Annotated in this window: 14 protein-coding genes; 6 read left to right on the plus strand and 8 right to left on the minus strand. The window is 42.9% G+C overall.

The annotated features are described in order from the left end of the window. Positions 1 to 303: 303 nt before the first annotated feature. Both AACU33_RS34740 and AACU33_RS34745 read left to right on the plus strand, forming a co-directional pair. Complete coding sequence (locus AACU33_RS34740; protein WP_339376537.1) at positions 304 to 483, plus strand: hypothetical protein; 180 nt, start codon at positions 304 to 306, stop codon at positions 481 to 483. 150 nt (positions 484 to 633) lie between these two features. Then, on the plus strand, positions 634 to 2145 hold the full coding sequence (locus tag AACU33_RS34745; RefSeq protein ID WP_339376448.1) for a serine/threonine-protein kinase: 1512 nt from the start codon (positions 634 to 636) through the stop codon (positions 2143 to 2145). 189 nt (positions 2146 to 2334) lie between these two features. Here the strand turns inward: AACU33_RS34745 and AACU33_RS34750 are convergent, their stop codons facing one another. Together AACU33_RS34750 and AACU33_RS34755 are read right to left on the minus strand one after the other, a co-directional pair. Further along, positions 2335 to 5688 (minus strand): efflux RND transporter permease subunit, encoded by a 3354-nt coding sequence (locus tag AACU33_RS34750; RefSeq protein ID WP_096594789.1) that lies wholly within the window; start codon positions 5686 to 5688, stop codon positions 2335 to 2337. A 142-nt stretch (positions 5689 to 5830) separates the two neighbouring features. Next, positions 5831 to 7147: an efflux RND transporter periplasmic adaptor subunit gene (locus tag AACU33_RS34755; RefSeq protein ID WP_339376449.1), complete on the minus strand. Its 1317-nt coding sequence runs from the start codon at positions 7145 to 7147 to the stop codon at positions 5831 to 5833. Positions 7148 to 7634: 487 nt separating this feature from the next. On the opposite strand from AACU33_RS34755, the gene AACU33_RS34760 reads away from it, so the two are divergent. Next, a complete protein-coding gene (locus tag AACU33_RS34760) occupies positions 7635 to 8111 on the plus strand; it encodes a MarR family winged helix-turn-helix transcriptional regulator (RefSeq protein WP_096594791.1) in 477 nt (158 codons plus the stop codon). Positions 8112 to 8307: 196 nt separating this feature from the next. Here AACU33_RS34760 and AACU33_RS34765 read toward each other — a convergent pair whose 3' ends face one another. The 4 genes from AACU33_RS34765 to AACU33_RS34780 form a co-directional block, all read right to left on the minus strand. After that, complete coding sequence (locus AACU33_RS34765; RefSeq protein ID WP_339376450.1) at positions 8308 to 8469, minus strand: hypothetical protein; 162 nt, start codon at positions 8467 to 8469, stop codon at positions 8308 to 8310. Next, positions 8469 to 8711, minus strand: a complete 243-nt coding sequence (locus AACU33_RS34770; protein ID WP_096594792.1) for a type II toxin-antitoxin system HicB family antitoxin — start codon at positions 8709 to 8711, stop codon at positions 8469 to 8471. Before AACU33_RS34770 ends, AACU33_RS34765 begins: the two co-directional genes overlap by 1 nt. A 599-nt stretch (positions 8712 to 9310) precedes the next feature. Further along, complete coding sequence (locus AACU33_RS34775) at positions 9311 to 10270, minus strand: heme o synthase (protein ID WP_096594794.1); 960 nt, start codon at positions 10268 to 10270, stop codon at positions 9311 to 9313. 197 nt (positions 10271 to 10467) lie between these two features. Further along, entirely contained in the window at positions 10468 to 11442 is a 975-nt protein-coding gene (locus AACU33_RS34780; RefSeq protein WP_096594795.1) for a COX15/CtaA family protein, read from the minus strand. Positions 11443 to 11860: 418 nt separating this feature from the next. Between AACU33_RS34780 and AACU33_RS34785 the strand changes: the two genes are divergently transcribed. From AACU33_RS34785 to AACU33_RS34795, 3 genes are all read left to right on the plus strand, one after another. Then, on the plus strand, positions 11861 to 12955 hold the full coding sequence (locus AACU33_RS34785; RefSeq protein ID WP_096594796.1) for a cytochrome c oxidase subunit II: 1095 nt from the start codon (positions 11861 to 11863) through the stop codon (positions 12953 to 12955). Between the two features lie 137 nt (positions 12956 to 13092). Further along, positions 13093 to 14829 (plus strand): cytochrome c oxidase subunit I, encoded by a 1737-nt coding sequence (gene ctaD, locus AACU33_RS34790; RefSeq protein ID WP_096594797.1) that lies wholly within the window; start codon positions 13093 to 13095, stop codon positions 14827 to 14829. Positions 14830 to 14946: 117 nt separating this feature from the next. Further along, the gene (locus AACU33_RS34795) at positions 14947 to 15570 is read left to right on the plus strand and encodes a cytochrome c oxidase subunit 3 (RefSeq protein WP_096594798.1); all 624 of its coding nucleotides are present in this window, start codon (positions 14947 to 14949) and stop codon (positions 15568 to 15570) included. A gap of 121 nt (positions 15571 to 15691) precedes the next feature. Here AACU33_RS34795 and AACU33_RS34800 read toward each other — a convergent pair whose 3' ends face one another. After that, complete coding sequence (locus tag AACU33_RS34800) at positions 15692 to 16117, minus strand: type II toxin-antitoxin system VapC family toxin (RefSeq protein WP_096594799.1); 426 nt, start codon at positions 16115 to 16117, stop codon at positions 15692 to 15694. Beyond that, positions 16114 to 16494, minus strand: coding sequence for a type II toxin-antitoxin system HicB family antitoxin (locus AACU33_RS34805; protein ID WP_096594800.1), 381 nt, complete (start codon positions 16492 to 16494; stop codon positions 16114 to 16116). Before AACU33_RS34805 ends, AACU33_RS34800 begins: the two co-directional genes overlap by 4 nt. Positions 16495 to 16509 lie beyond the last annotated feature (15 nt).

Raw genomic sequence — 16509 nt, forward strand, 5'->3', positions numbered from 1 at the left:
AGAAATTATATTTGATTTGTGATTCTTTTAAGTAGTTTCCCACAAATGATTTGAGATTGCTATATTTGACCGATCGCAAGAAGTGAGGTTGCTATTTCAATAATTGATAACCCAATTGGGCGATTTTTTCTCAAGTCGCTGCTTCGCCGACTAGTTGGAGATGAAAAACTACGCTGGTATGAAACTATCGATTGGGACAAAGAGTGCGATGTCTGGCGTCAAGCAAACTTAATTTATCCTAACTATTACAGCAGCCAGAATTTTCACGGGATTGAAGGTGATTATTTAAATTCGGTAGCAGCGATGACTTACGAGTCTGTGACAGCTTTTGCTTCTCCACCAAATGAAACTTGGATTCGCAAGCAGTTAATTAGTGCAATTAAGTCTCAGCCAACAAGAATTCTAGATTTGGGTTGTGGTACAGGTGCTGAACAGTACCGTTTACTTTACGTTGCGATGACACGAGTCAAGCGGTTTTTGTAGATGTCTGCGGCGCAAAAAGCTCCTTTCACATGGAGTAAACCAGAGAATTTACAAGAACAAGCACCTTGTCCAGTGTTTCCTGCATGAAAGCGCCAATTTCCTGTCTGGGGCGACAGTAGTTAATTAACACTACCCATCCAGCAAGCAGAATTGGGAAAACTGAAAATATCACAATCTACTGATAGATTCTCAGATATGCTTTGCTGTTCCAATTCTAATTGTTCAAATACCTTTAATCCTGACGGAAATAAGTTTTGCATTCAGTGTGGACAAACACTTACACCACTATTCCGCAATCGCTTCCACGTGATTAGGCTTTTGGGTGAGGGTGGATTTGCCAAGACTTATGAAGCTAGGGATACAGATAGGATGGATGAACCTTGCGTGATTAAGCAATTTTTTCCACAAGTGCAAGGAACATCAGCATTAGAGAAAGCAACGGAATTATTTAAGCAAGAAGCGAAGCGTTTGTATGATTTGGGCGAGCATCCCCAAATCCCCCGCCTCATTGCTTATTTTGAACAGGATAAGCGCTTGTATCTCGTACAAGAGTTTATTGAAGGGCACAATTTACTAGAAGAATTGCAACAGCAGGGAGTTTTTAGCGAACAAAAGATAATTCAACTTTTGACTGATTTATTACCAGTTCTTCAATTTATCCATGAACGAGGAGTAATTCACCGCGATATCAAACCAGAAAATATCATGCGTCGTCAATATGATAGCAAATTGATGTTAATTGATTTTGGTGTTTCTAAACAAGCAACGCGAACAATACTTGGCCAAGTAGGAACTACAATTGGTACACCTGGATATGCACCATTAGAACAAATACGTGGTCAAGTTTTTCCAGCAAGTGACCTTTATAGCTTAGGCGTGACTTGTATTAGGTTGTTAACCAATTGTTTGCCTAAAGAAGATATTTATGATGAGCTATATGATGCTTTGAAAGCTCAATGGATATGGAGAGAACGCTTACCACCTAACACTAGTATTACTCTTACTATGGTACAAGTTTTAGACAATATGCTTCAGGATTATGTTAAAGAACGCTATCAATCTGCTGAACAAGTAATAGCAGCTTTAAATATCAACACTACTCCAGAATATTTTAAATCATCGCCAACAGTACCACCTTATTATCGTGTACAGGTTTGCTCTAATATTCCAACAATCGGAGTTGATTATACAAGACTCGAAAATTTACTCATAGCTAGAAGATGGCAAGATGCTAATGAAGAAACTTTAAATGTCATGCTCAAAATAAGTAATAGAGAGAAGCAAGGTACACTATACATAGAAGACATTAATAAGTTTCCTTACGTAGATATTCGCGCTATTGATGAACTCTGGCTTAAATATAGTAATCAGCACTTTGGCTTCAGTGTACAGCAGAGAATTTGGCAAAATCTTGGAGGAGCACAGGAGACAAATGAAAATACTTTGCGTCATTTTGGAGAGCAAGTAGGATGGTTGCGTCCTAAAATTTTACGTAAGATATTATTGTTTAATGCAGATTTATTCTTTGAGGAAAAGACACCTCTATGGTTTGATGAAGTTAACTTCTCCATAAAAGCACCAAAGGGACATTTACCATGTTTTGGTGCTTGTGGGATAAAAATAACATTAATAATAAGTTTACTTGGTTTATTTTCTGAGTAATATGGATTAGAGAATAATAAAGCAATTCAATTGTGTCTACAGCCAGAATTGCTGATGGTGCGTTTCGCTAAAGCGATAACACACCCTACAGTTTAATTTGATTAACGTAGTTGTAAAGTTTGAGATTAGCTTAGGGTGCGATCGCACTTTATAGTACTTCGTAGGGTGGGCATTGCCCACCTTACAAGACTATAATACTTCAGCCTTTTCTTTCTCCTGTCTAACTTTCTGCTTCTGCTTTTTATCGTTTTTCTTCAACTGCTTCCGCAGGGATTCCATGTAGGTGTAAAACACAGGAGTAATGTAAAGCGTTAGTAGTTGAGAAAATAATAACCCACCCACAACAGCTAAACCTAAAGGACGACGAGATTCTGCACCTGCACCTAAACCGAGTGCGATTGGTAAAGTACCCATCAATGCTGCCATTGTGGTCATCATAATCGGGCGGAAGCGCACCACACAAGCTTCATATATGGCATCAAACGGCGTTTTACCTTGGTTTTGTTGGGCATCCATTGCAAAATCAATCATCATAATGCCGTTTTTCTTAACGATACCAACTAGCATAATAATGCCCACAAAAGCGTAGATATTTAAATCAACACCAAATAGCATCAAGGTGAGCAAAGCACCAAATCCCGCTGAAGGTAAACTAGAAAGAATTGTGATTGGGTGAATAAAATCTTCATACAAAATTCCTAACACAAGGTAAATTACCGCAATCGCAATTAACAGCAAAAATCCCAAGCTAGAAAGCGAAGATTGAAACACCTGCGCTGTACCTTGGAAGCTGGTACTAATAGTTGCAGGTAATGTTTCACGAGCTAACTTTTCAATAGTTCCAGTAACGCTACCAAGGGATACTCCTGGTTTGAGGTTAAAGGAAATAGTCACAGCAGAAAGCTGTCCAGAATGGTTAACTGTTAATGGCCCAACTCCTTTACTCAAAGTTGCAACTGCATTTAATGGTACTTCTTGACCGCTACTAGAACGAATTGTTAATAAATCAAGATCGTTGGGACTTAGTTGATATTGTGGGTCTACTCCCATAATTACTTGATACTGACCGTCAGATGCATAAATTGTGGAAACCTGACGAGTACCATAGGCGTTATTTAGTGTGCTTTCAATTTGATTCGCTGTTAATCCAAAAGTTGCTGCTTGTTCGCGATTAAATTGGACGTTAATTTGAGGATTTTTGATTTGCAAGTCGCTATTAACATCTTGCAATTCTGGCATTTGTCGCAATTTTGCTTCTAAAGCTGGCGCATATTGATACAACTCTTGTAAATTTGGGCTAGAGAGTCCAAATTGATATAGCGCTTTTGTTTGTTGTCCGCCCAAACGGATAGATGGCGGGTTTTGCACAAAGGCTCTAATTCCTGGTATTCCAGTTAGTTTCGGTCTTAGTTCTTCTGCTACTTCATCGGCGCTTTTGTGGCGTTGAGAATGGGGTTTTAATTTGACAAATATGCGTCCTGAGTTAGCTGTGGCGTTGGCTCCACCTGCACCGACACTAGAGTTAATGGATTCAACATTGGGGTTGCGACGTACAATTTTGGCTACGACTTGTTGATGCTTCACCATCTCAGCAAAGGAAATATCTTGAGCCGCTTCTGTGCTGACGCTTAACTGTCCGGTGTCATCATTGGGAATGAAGCCTTTGGGAACAACAACAAATAAATATATTGTTGCAACCAAAATTACGCCCGAAAGTATCATCGTTGTGCGGTGATATTTCATTGATAGCTTGAGAGTTGCTTCGTAACCCCGCAGCATCGTATCAAATACCCATTCCGAAGCATTATAAAGGCGACGTTTCCAATTTTTAGCTTTCTGTTTTTTGGGTTTATTTATTTGATGTCCGTTACCATCATTGGATAGGTCGTGGCTATTTTCTGCTTGCAAATGTCCATCATTGGATATTTCATGACCATTATCATTCTCAAAATGTCCATTGTTAGATATGGCATGGCCATTGCCTTCATGAAAATGCTCGTCGTTAGAGAAAGCATGGACATTGCTTCCATTAATATTTCCATGATTTGGATCTTTATGCTCACCTTCATGCTTCAGAAAACGACTGCAAAGCATCGGTGTCAGGGTGAGAGAAATAAATCCAGATACTAAAATTGAGACACTGATAGTAACTGCAAACTCGCTGAATAGCCTTCCTAAAATACCACCCATGAACATAATAGGAATGAAAACAGCTACCAAGGAAATTGTCATTGATAAAATGGTAAAACCAATTTCTTTGGAACCGTTCAGGGCTGCTTGCATTCGATTTTCGCCCATTTCCATGTGACGCACGATGTTTTCTAACATTACTACTGCGTCATCTACCACAAAGCCAACAGCGAGAGTAAGCGCCATCAATGAAAGGTTATCCAGTGAATAACCAAGTAATAGCATTACCCCAAAGGTTGCTACTAGCGATAAAGGTACAGCCAAGCTGGGAATGATGGTAGCTGAAATGTTGCGTAAAAATAGAAAAATTACTAAAACTACTAAGCAAATGGTGAGGAATAAGGTAAATTTGACATCATTTACTGACTCGCGAATAGATTGGGAACGGTCATAGAGAATTTCCATATCTATCGCCGCCGGAATTTGCTCGCGGAAGCTGGGCAAAATTTTCTGAATTGCGTCTACAACTGCGACAGTATTGCTACCTGGTTGGCGTTGAATCGCTAAAACAACTGCCCGCTTACCATTAAACCAACTGGCGACTTTATCGTTTTCGACACTATCAAATACTTTACCCAATTCTCTTAATTGAATTGGCGCACCGTTACGATAAGCAACTACTAAAGAACTATAAGCTTCGGCGTTATTTAATTGTCCATTTGATTCAATAGTGTAGTTTTGGTTTTGTCCGTAAAGATTACCAGTAGGTAAATTAGAATTGCCTTTAGAAATTGCATCTGCTACTTCATCAATTCCCAATCCTTTAGCACTCAAAGATTGGGGGTCTAGATAAATCCGCACGGCGTATTTTTGCGAACCATAAACTTGTACCTGCGCTACGCCATCAACCATTGAAAGACGCTGGGCTAGCATTGTTTCTCCGTATTTATCCACTTCTGACAATGGCAGTGCTGTGGAGTTTAAAGCTACATATAATATAGGTGAATCTGCGGGGTTGACTTTGCGGTAGGATGGCGGGTTAGGCATACTAGTTGGTAACTGCCGCGCTGCTTTGGCGATCGCAGATTGCACATCTTGAGCTGCACTGTCTATATCCCGGCTCAAGTTAAATTGCAGCGTAATCTGTGCCGAACCTAAAGAACTCGTAGAATTCATTGAATCCAGACCAGCAATACTCGAAAATTGCTGCTCTAATGGCGTTGCTACCGACGAAGCTACGGTCTCAGGACTAGCTCCCGGTAAGCTAGCTGACACCTGAATTGTCGGGAAATCTACGGTAGGTAAGTCGCTTACTGGTAGCAATTGATAACTCATCAAACCAAACAGCATGATGGCTAGCATCACGAGTGTGGTCATGATCGGTCGGCGGATGAATAGTGCAGAGATGTTCATATTGGGGAATGCAGAGGGGCAGGGAGCAGGGAGCAGCGAGGGTGGGAAGTGTGGGGAGTGTGGGGAGACAAGGGGGAGAAGAACAAATGACCAATGACAAAGGACAACTGACAAAAAAGTATAAATATTTACAAATTAAAGGTTATTGTGAGGGGTTTTGATTTCCTTGGTTAGCGCCTCCTGACCCCTGTCTGGTGCCTACTGGCTGTTTAATTTGCACTTTGGCTTTTGGTCTGAGGTTAAATTGTCCGTCAGTGACGACTTGTTCGCCTTCTTTTAGCCCTTGCTGAATCACTGTTTCGTTCCCAACTGCGTTACCGACGACAACTTGACGCATATCTACGGTTTGGTCGGCAGGATTCAATACATAGACAAACTGCCCTTGTTGTCCTGTCTGGATGGCTGTGGTTGGTACAACTATGGCGTTGGGTTCTTGTGTTAGCCGGACAACTACATTGACAAATTGACCTGGTGATAAGCGTCCATCGCTGTTGGCAAAGCTACTTTTAAGTTGAATAGTTCCGGTTGTGGGATCTACACCACTATCTACAAAGAACAGTTCGCCATGTTCGGGACGCTGTTCGTCTTTGGGAATGTAAGCATCTACTGCTATTTTTCCTTGTGCCCGATATTTGTTAAGTTCTGGCAGTAGGCGTTGCGGTAGGGAAGTGGTGACGTAAATTGGGCTAATTTGACTGATTGTGACTAAGGGGTTGGTATCATTCTCTTTTACCAAGTTGCCTTGATTCACCTTCAAGCTGCCTGTACGCCCGTTAATTGGGGAAAAAATTGAATTATAAGAAAGTGCGATTTTAGCGCTGTCAACTGCGGCTTCGGCTGCGCTAACTTCGGCTTTGGCATTATTTAAGTCGGCTTTTGCAGCATCAACTGCGGCAATGGTGTTGGCAATACCTTCTTTATCTGCGATTACTGTGGCTTTTTGAGCATCAGATGCAGTACTAAACTGTTCTGCTTGCTCTTTGCTAATCGCGCCTTGAGTGAAAAGCGTACCATAGCGTTGTGCTTGGGCTTGGGCGTTTTTCGCTTGGGTTTGGTCTTTGAGGAGATTAGCTTTGGCTTGATTAACTTGCGCGATCGCTTTAGAAAGATTAGCTTGCGCCTGTTTTACCTGCGCGATCGCTTTTTCTCTATTAGCTTGCGCTTGCATTAAGGCGGCTTGCTGCGGTCGAGAATCTATCTTGAACAGCAGTTGACCTTTTTTAACATTCTGACCTTCTTGGAAATAAACTCCTGTCAGCGGCCCTGCAACTTGCGACTTTACGCCGACAGTTGAGTAAGCTACTACTGTTCCTGTTTGTCGTAACTCCATAGGTATAGTTTTACGGGTTACTGTCGCTACTACAACAGGTACAGCACGCTGCTGATTTTTGCCTTTTTGGTTATTGGACTGTGCTTCAGTAGCCGTACAACCACACAACACAATTAAACTGAACAGCACGATTCCCCTGCTCAAATGGTTCGGCAAAATGAGCTTTTGAGCTTCTAAAAAAGGTCGAGTCTTAAACCTAAGAGATAAATATCTCATACTGACCAGCGACAGCATTAATGAGAGCCTCTGAATAAATGTTTAACAGATGTTTGAAAAACCCACACTTAATATTAGCTAAAATTAATTAGCTATGCTAACTGTTAGCCAAACATCTATCTCTAGAACCATTTATGGTAGAGTCTGCCAAAAACTTACAAGAAGCTTCCTGCTATCTAATGCATAAACCATCAGGTTTTTACAGAGTCGCTTAGGTAGACTGAGTAAGAGGAGTCAAAGCCTGACAAATAAAGGTTTTGACGCAAAAACTCCTACCAAACCCGCATTTACTACCCCGCTTTGTCCTGACAACTTTAGCAAATCGGGATATTTAAACCGGATTTGGTACTCAGTTGCGCGATCGCCTCAACTCTTCGCAAAATCCCAAATCTAAAATTGTATGATTCCCAAACAACTAGCTCCCGAAATAACCCCGGAACAATGCGCTGCCAAAATGATGGAAACAATTCCGACCATCATTAAGTTCTTTCGCACAGAGATGCGGCGCAATGCTGCTTTTCTGCCAGAATCACTTTCAGTACCGCAATTTCGAGCGTTGGCTTTCCTTGACCGTCACCCAAGCGCTTCTCTTTCCCAAGTGGCGGAACACTTAGGTGTAACTAGAGCTACAGCTTCAAATCTTACAGACCGTCTCGTAAACAAAAATTTGGTCAGTCGAGTAGAAAATCCCCAAGAGCGTCGTCATGTGCTACTTAATTTAACGGAGGCAGGCAAGTATCATCTGCAACAAATTCGCACCTTGACGAGTGCCAGAATTGCCTCTGTTTTAACTAACCTACCAGAAGAACAAATGAGGAGTGTGGTAGAAGGTTTAACAGTATTGAGTAGTACTTTTGAATCGGTAATGCCGGAATAGTAGGCTTTTAACTGAAAATATCTGATAATTTAAAATTTTTAGCAACTGATGTCTTAAATTTCTAGATGCGGTCGCGCTTTCAACACTTGGCAATGCGATCGCGATAATTTATAGCATCTATAAGGCGAGGATGGGGCAGTTGACTTATAGTGCTTCCCAATCTTCTCTACTGAGATTAGCTTGACGTAATATTCTATTAAGTAAGCTTGCGCTCTCCCTGATGCGGGTTAGGAATTGTTAGCTTAAATTCACCTTTTAGCATGTACTGATGTTTCCCACCTGAATAAGGCCCATCAAATCCTGCATCTTTGAGATAACGAATTAGATTTTGCCGATTGATTGCTCCAAAAGGTGGCATTAGGCAACCTCTTTCTGGACATTCAGGTTAATTCCGTCAAGTATCGGTAGAGTATGACCCAAACGTAATCCTAAAACGATCCACCCTTCCAGAGCCTCTTGTAAATCATCCCGGCAAGCTTCTAGTGTCGCAGCATTTGCCCACACACCTGGACACTCAGGAATTTCACTATAAAAAGTTCTATCTTCCAGCAACTCATAAGTTGCTTTGTGCATTGCTGTATTGATGTAATCTGTCAACATTTCTATTTTTGAGACTGAATATAATTACTATATTCCCTTTACAATAGTTAAATTTTAGAGTTATTAGCTATAAAACGGCGTGTAATTGTTGAAATAGCTCCATAAACAGGTGATTGCGCTGTATGGGGGTATTTTCGGTCAATTTCCACAATTTATTAGATGTTTAATATTTTATCAAAAACAGCCGGAATCAATTAGATTGACTCATGGTGCGATCGCACGGAAGATTACTGTTTAATGAGCGATCACCACATTCAGGCATGAGTCGTCATCATCATGCAAGATCGCGTAACACTAACGCTTAATGCCCTCATCATCATGCAAGATCGCGTAACATTAACGCTTAATGCCCTCATCATCATGCAAGATCGCGTAACATTAACGCTTAATGCCCTCATTATCATGCAAGATCGCGTAACATTAACGCTTAGTGTCGTCACGATCGTGCAAGATCGCGTAACATTAACGCTTAATGCCGTCCGATCGAGACTTAAGATCGTCTAATTCAGGCTTAAGGTAGTAATATTCAGGCTAAAAATTAAGGCGATCGCGCTTTCAACACTAGACAACGCGATCGCAATAATTTCTGTCCTACATCTCTACATCTGGCTAATTAAATGCAGCTGACTTGCTACGGCATTTATTAGATGATGGGTAATCGGGAGGCTATCAACTACCATCCCCAGACACAACAGCATCATGTAAGAAATGGAATAGAGAAATAGCTGTCTGGCAATCGTCCGATCCTCTGGGTTTTGTAGTAAGCGCCAAGCTTTGTGAATGAATACAGCACCTAAACCAAGAGCGATCGCTCCATAAACAATGCCACTGTCGTGTAACGGATAAACCAGTAACAGTGTGGTAGCTACTGTTGCCAAAGTATAGTACCAAATTTGCTTCACTGTGGCGGGATCGCCTACAACCAAAGGCAGCATGGGGATTCCCACCTTGGCGTAGTCATCGCGAATCATCAATGCTAAAGCCCAAAAATGAGGCGGTGTCCAGAGAAAGACGCTGGCAAAAATAACCCATGCTCCCCAGTTTAACGTACCTGTAACAGCAGCCCAACCTACTAATGCCGGAATTGCCCCAGCTGCCCCACCAATTACAATATTCTGGGTAGTATGGCGTTTGAGCCAGTGGGTATAAACTACAACATAATACACTATGCCAGCGAAAGCCAGGAGGGCGGCGAGGAGGTTGGCGAAAACTGTCAGTAAGGTAAAAGAAATCATAGCCAGAGCGATCGCAAAAATCAAAGCGCCTCTGGGCTGTACCTTACCGGAAGGAATCGGACGATGGCGCGTCCGTTCCATTTCATAATCAATATCGCGATCGTAGATACAGTTAATTGCTTGGGCACTAGCAGCAGCCAAAGTGCCGCCAGTCATAGTTACTAGCAACAGCACTAAATCTACTTGTCCCTTAGCAGCAATCCACATACTGCCAGCAGTGGTAATTAACAGCAACGGAATAATCCGCGGCTTAGTTAGCTGGTAGTAACTTTGAATTACCTGTAGAAATGTCTCGTGGTGGCGAGAGACATTAGTCTCAATCATTTTGGCTCTATTTCCTGATTTTTCAACAAGTTATGTACAGCCCTTGCTCATACCGAATCGCCACTGAGGCTAAGGGAGGGTGGAGGGGAGAGGGGGGAGTGTGGGGAGTGTGGGGAGTGTGGGGAGAAGCGAATCCACTTAGCTCTCCCCCATTTTCCTTATCCTCCCACACTCCTTGTTTGCCCTATGCCCAATATTCAATGCGATCCATTCGCTGGTGTGTTGGTGGCAGGGACGGTTACAGCCACAGGGTATGTGTTGGGTTCGCGGCTAGCAAACCAGTCGCGTAATGCTAGGACGGTGAAAGCTACCAAAGTACCGAGTAAAGCTGCGCCTACAGCTTGGTGAGTGACGGTAAGCGGCTCGACTTGTAGGCGTAATTTAAAAGTGGCAACGCCCAAGAGAATTTGCAGTAGCAGCAAGCCACCTGCCATATTTGCCAGTCGTCGCAAAGCTGGATGCAGTGCTGGTCTTTGCCAAGATATCAAGACTACTGCCAAGGTTGCGACTGTGGGGGGTACTAAGCCAAAGATATGGCTGTACATCACCGTACAAAGTTGGGATGTACCCAAACACTGGTGAAGTGCCCAGCGAGACCCTACCAAGGCACCTAGTAGACTTTGTAGGTAAACCAAAATAGCGGCTGATAAACCCAACCAAGGTAAATTGCCAACGTTGCCAGTACCTTGGTAAGGGGTGAGTGCTGTACCGATAATCAGTAAGGTGATAAAAAATAACAGCGCTGTTCCTAAATGGGCAGTGACAATATCAAACCGTAACAGTTCGGTGACGGTGAGACCTCCCAAGATGCCTTGGAAGACGATTAAAAACAGGGCAAATGTGGAAGCCCAAGGCAACCATTGAGGTAAAGCACGACGATACCACCAAGATAGACCAACAAGTGCGATCGCGCTGACACCAATCAAAGCTGCGTCCAATCTATGAAACCATTCCAAAAATACTTGGAAATTCATTTGCTTGGCTGGCACTAATTCTCCATAACACAAAGGCCAGTCTGGGCAAGCAAGTCCTGCGTTCATCACTCGCGTAGCACTGCCTATTGCCATCAAAATTAAGGTGGCGATGCAGATCTTCCAAACCAAACGCCGAATCATTTCTGGTGGTTTGGAATCTGCTGCTTCATTTTGTTGTTGTAGGACAAATTCGTTCATGAACGATACCTTCTGCCCACTCTTGAGTAGAGCTACTTAAAATTATTAGTTTGTCAGTCACGACTCATCTCCACCCTAGCGTATACGACTAGAGTTGATAGATTAGCTTTCAGTTATACTTTTCACCTACACTTTGGATCGCTCTTGGTACTTTTTGCCAAAAGCTTTAGGTATTTTTCAAGTTGTTGAGAGTTATTTGATTGCAATAAAGTTTACTATCTAAATTTATTCTTAAATTTTTCCCATGATTCACATCTATCCTTGGCAATATCTGATAAAACTCTTTTACTCAAAAATATTTATGTAGCCTAAAAAATTAATAAAAATTTCAGACCTTAATAGCCCAGAATTGATGGACTGCACTACCTTAGTAAGTGTGCAGCTTTGAGATAACGTAGTAAATTCATTCAAGTAAGCCGTGAAAATTCCAAGTTCGATCTGGACATTACTCATTGGCATTGTGCTAACGCTAGTCAGCCTTTGGTACGGTCAAAATCACGGTCTGTTGCCAACAGCAGCCTCTGATGAAGCCGTCTTAGTTGATGGTTTGTTTAACACAATGATGATTGTCTCCACAGGCATATTTCTAATTGTTGAAGGTGTTTTGATTTACGCTGCTATTAAATATCGGCGGCGACCTGGTGACAATGAAGACGGGCTACCGGTGGAAGGTAACGTACCTCTAGAAATACTCTGGACGGCGATCCCAGCGATTATAGTTATTGGTATTTCTGTATACAGTTTTGATGTCTACAACGAAATTGGTGGCTTCGATCCCCATGCTGTACATGAAGCCCCAATTACTCAAAATATGTCGATGAATATGCCTGGGGCAGCTATTGCCGCAACATTAAACGATACGCCTCCCAGCACAGAACCCAATCTCAATCAGCAAAAATCTGATGAGGCGATGCAAGACCCAGCTACCGCCGCAGTCCGCAATGCTGACCAAATTCCGCAAAAACAAAACGCTCCGGGGATCGGGATTGTTTCTCCCACCATTGGGGGAACTCCAGACAAAGCCGGGAAACCCCCAGCATTGGCAATTAACGTCACCGGTCTTCAGTACGCCTGGATTTTTACCTATCCAGAAACAGGCGTAACCACAGGCGAACTCCACGTTCCCATTGGGCGTGAAGTACAAGTCAATATGACAGCCAATGATGTCATCCACGCTTTCTGGGTGCCAGAGTTTCGCTTGAAGCAAGATGTTATCCCTGGTAGACAGAGCGAGATCCGCTTCACACCCAACAAAGAAGGTGATTATGCTCTGATCTGTGCTGAACTTTGTGGCCCTTACCACGGTGCAATGAGAACACAAGTGGTTGTACAAAGCCAAGAAAATTTCGACACATGGATGCAAGAGCAGCAAGTAGCTAGCCGTGAAACGCTGAATCAAGCCGTTGCTCTGAACCCAGCCGATCTATCCCCTCATGAATTCCTGGCTCCCTACACAAAGGATATGGGAATTAAACCTGAAGTACTCAATCAAGTTCACCCTGCTCATCATTAGTCATTGGTCATTAGTCATTGGTGAACCAGTGCGGTCTTGGGGGTTTCCCCCATGAGCAACTGGTGAACCCGAAGGGTCATTAGTCATCAAATAAATGACAAAGGACAAATGACAAAGGACAAAGGACAAAAAACCCTATGACCCAAGCTCAAATACAAGAAACTGCCAATATTCCTGCCCGGATTGAAGAACCAGGGGAGAGAAAATGGCAAGATTACTTTACCTTTAATACCGACCATAAGGTAATTGGCATTCAATACCTAGTTACTACCTTCATTTTTTACTGTATAGGCGGCGTTTTAGCTGACTTAGTGCGTACAGAACTACGTACCCCAGAAGTAGATTTTGTGACGCCGGAAGTCTACAACAGTTTATTTACGCTGCACGCCACAATCATGATTTTCTTGTGGATTGTGCCAGCTGGTACGGGGTTTGCTAACTACCTGATTCCCCTCATGATTGGGGCTAAGGATATGGCATTCCCCAAACTAAATGCTGTGGCCTTTTGGATGATCCCGCCTGCTGGTTTGCTGCTAATCGCTAGTTTAGTGGTAGGAGACGCACCAGATGCAGGTTGGACTTCTTACCCTCCCTTGAGCTTGGTAACAGGTCAAGTAGGTGAGGGCATTTGGATTATGAGTGTCTTGGTATTAGGGACATCATCAATTCTGGGCGCACTTAATTTCCTCGTTACTATCCTCAGAATGCGTACCCCAGGCATGGGTTTCCATCAAATGCCCTTGTTCTGTTGGTCAATATTTGCCACCTCAGCGCTGGTGTTGGTATCAACGCCAGTGTTAGCTGCGGGTTTAATTCTGCTGGCTTTTGACTTATTCGCCGGCACGACTTTCTTTAACCCAACTGGGGGTGGCGATCCGGTTGTCTACCAGCATATGTTCTGGTTTTACTCGCACCCAGCGGTTTATATCATGATTTTGCCTTTCTTCGGGGCAATTTCTGAGGTGATCCCGGTTCATTCTCGCAAGCCGATTTTTGGCTATAAAGCGATCGCTTACTCCAGTTTAGCTATCAGCTTTTTAGGGCTAATTGTTTGGGCGCACCATATGTTTACCAGCGGTATCCCTGGCTGGTTGCGGATGTTCTTTATGATCACCACCATGATCATTGCCGTACCTACAGGAATTAAGATTTTCAGCTGGTTGGGAACAATGTGGGGCGGTAAAATCCAACTCAATACTGCCATGTTGTTTGCAATGGGGTTTGTCGGCACCTTTGTGATTGGCGGGATTAGCGGCGTCATGTTGGCAGCTGTACCCTTTGATATTCACGTCCACGACACTTATTTTGTAGTCGCACACCTACATTACGTCCTGTTTGGTGGTAGCGTGCTGGGCATTTATGCGGCGATGTACCACTGGTTTCCCAAAATGACAGGGCGGATGATTAATGAATTTTGGGGTAAGGTTCATTTTGTCTTGACCATTGTCGGTTTGAATATGGCGTTCTTACCGATGCATAAGTTAGGGATGATGGGTATGAACCGCCGTGTCGCCCAATATGACCCTAAATTCACGTTTTTGAACGAAATCTGCACTTACGGTGCTTATATACTTGCAGTTTCGACATTTCCCTTTATCATCAACGCAATTTGGAGTTGGTTGTACGGAGAAAAAGCTGGTAATAATCCTTGGCGGGGACTAACCTTAGAGTGGATGACTACTTCACCGCCAGCGATCGAGAATTTTGATGAACTCCCAGTACTGGCTACAGGCCCCTATGACTACGGCTTGGAAAGGGCTAAAGAAGGTGTACCCCTATCAGACCCCAATCCAGTTTTGTCTGCTGGTGTGAACTCGGTATTAAGAGCCGAACCTGACGAGCCATATCCATCAATCACTGCTGAAAAAGAATAAGCGTAGGGCATTGGGGATGGGGAAAATCGGGAGATGGGGAAGAAAACTCCCCACACTCCCCACACTCCCCACACTCCCCACACCTAACTCTCACCTATCCTCTAACACTCAAGATTCATGCAAAGTCAAACTATTGACACAGCACAAACAGAACTGAATCATCACCACAGTGCGGAAGCCGCCCATGCTCATGAAGGACATCCAGACCATCGGTTGTTTGGGCTAATTGTCTTCCTAATTGCTGAGGGGATGATTTTTATGGGTTTGTTCGGAGCTTATTTAGCTTTCCGTTCTACCTTACCTGTATGGCCGCCCGCTGGCACGCCAGAATTAGAACTATTACTACCTGGAGTTAACACCGTCAATCTAATTGCTAGTAGCTTTGTCATGCACAATGCTGACACTGCGATCAAAAAGAATAATACAAGCGGTGCCCGTACTTGGTTGGCAATTACTGCCGCAATGGGTGCTATTTTCTTGGTAGGTCAAGTATATGAATACACCCATCTAGAATTTGGTTTAACTACCAATTTATTTGCCAGTGCATTTTATGTTTTGACTGGCTTTCACGGTTTGCACGTTACCCTTGGCGTTTTGGCGATTCTAGCTGTATTGTGGCGATCGCGCCGTCCGGGTCATTATAGTAGCGAACATCACTTCGGTATTGAAGCTGCGGAAATTTACTGGCACTTTGTGGACGTGATTTGGATTATTCTTTTCGGATTGTTGTATCTACTCTAAGTAATAGTAAGTAGTTGTTCACTCCACGCGAATAACTACCCGACCCCCGCCTTGGGGGTTTTTTTATCCGTAGTACTGAGTGAGGCGGTTTGTGTTACCAAGATAATTTCGTGCAATCGCGCTAATTTCCCAGCGTCCAATCTTCAAACCGCAACCCAGGTACGCAAGAAAAATCGCGATCGTTCCGCGTTACCAAAATAGCATCATGAGAAATTGCAATTGACGCTATTCTTAAATCTTGCGTACCAATACGGATTTTTTGACGCAGCAATTCTACATAGCAATTAGCAGCTTTTTGGCTAAAGGGAAGTAAATTAATACTGAGAAAGTAATTATATGTCGCTTGCAGCCGGGAGTATGCTATTACCAATTTATCCAAAGAATCAGCTTGCCTAATTACATTAAATCTTCCACGAACCTGTTCTTCAAATGTAATAATTGTCACGGCTAAGTTTTCAGGAGACGTTGTACCAATACGATTACTAACAATAGGGTGTCCATTTTGAAAAAGCGAGACACAATCCGTATCCAATATCCACAAACTCACGCTTCTGTTCTCTCTTCTGCATCAAATTTGCGAGAATTTTCTGCCATTTCTGCATCAAGTTCTCGACGATATTCATCAATATATGCCAAAACCTCATCGAACATTGGATCGTCCTTAAACATACCTGCAAATTTCATCCAAGGATGCTCGGTTTTTGGTGCTTCTATTTCTTGAACAATAATTTCTACATTTTGTAATCGATTATTCACAAGTTCGTGCAAATTATATAGCGCTTCTTCGCGCGTTGGTGCAAATACCTGACAGTCTGGTAAACCCCAAACTGTTGCTTGATATCCGCCTTCTTTGGCTTCTACTAATACTGAATAGTTAAGTTTGGATGAGTCATTAGCTATATTTTTTGGCAAATTAATAGTCATCAAATTTCTCTACTT

The organism is Calothrix sp. NIES-2098, from assembly GCF_963875125.1.
Classification (GTDB): domain Bacteria; phylum Cyanobacteriota; class Cyanobacteriia; order Cyanobacteriales; family Nostocaceae; genus Aulosira.

Excerpts from the sequence above, each read along its gene's own strand:
- AACU33_RS34740 (WP_339376537.1), top strand. The coding sequence starts at position 304 with ATGACTTACGAGTCTGTGACAGCTTTTGCTTCTCCACCAAATGAAACT.
- AACU33_RS34750 (WP_096594789.1), bottom strand. The coding sequence starts at position 5,688 with ATGAACATCTCTGCACTATTCATCCGCCGACCGATCATGACCACACTC.
- AACU33_RS34760 (WP_096594791.1), top strand. The coding sequence starts at position 7,635 with ATGATTCCCAAACAACTAGCTCCCGAAATAACCCCGGAACAATGCGCT.
- AACU33_RS34765 (WP_339376450.1), bottom strand. The coding sequence starts at position 8,469 with ATGCCACCTTTTGGAGCAATCAATCGGCAAAATCTAATTCGTTATCTC.
- AACU33_RS34770 (WP_096594792.1), bottom strand. The coding sequence starts at position 8,711 with ATGTTGACAGATTACATCAATACAGCAATGCACAAAGCAACTTATGAG.
- AACU33_RS34775 (WP_096594794.1), bottom strand. The coding sequence starts at position 10,270 with ATGATTGAGACTAATGTCTCTCGCCACCACGAGACATTTCTACAGGTA.
- AACU33_RS34780 (WP_096594795.1), bottom strand. The coding sequence starts at position 11,442 with ATGAACGAATTTGTCCTACAACAACAAAATGAAGCAGCAGATTCCAAA.
- ctaD (WP_096594797.1), top strand. The coding sequence starts at position 13,093 with ATGACCCAAGCTCAAATACAAGAAACTGCCAATATTCCTGCCCGGATT.
- AACU33_RS34795 (WP_096594798.1), top strand. The coding sequence starts at position 14,947 with ATGCAAAGTCAAACTATTGACACAGCACAAACAGAACTGAATCATCAC.
- AACU33_RS34805 (WP_096594800.1), bottom strand. The coding sequence starts at position 16,494 with ATGACTATTAATTTGCCAAAAAATATAGCTAATGACTCATCCAAACTT.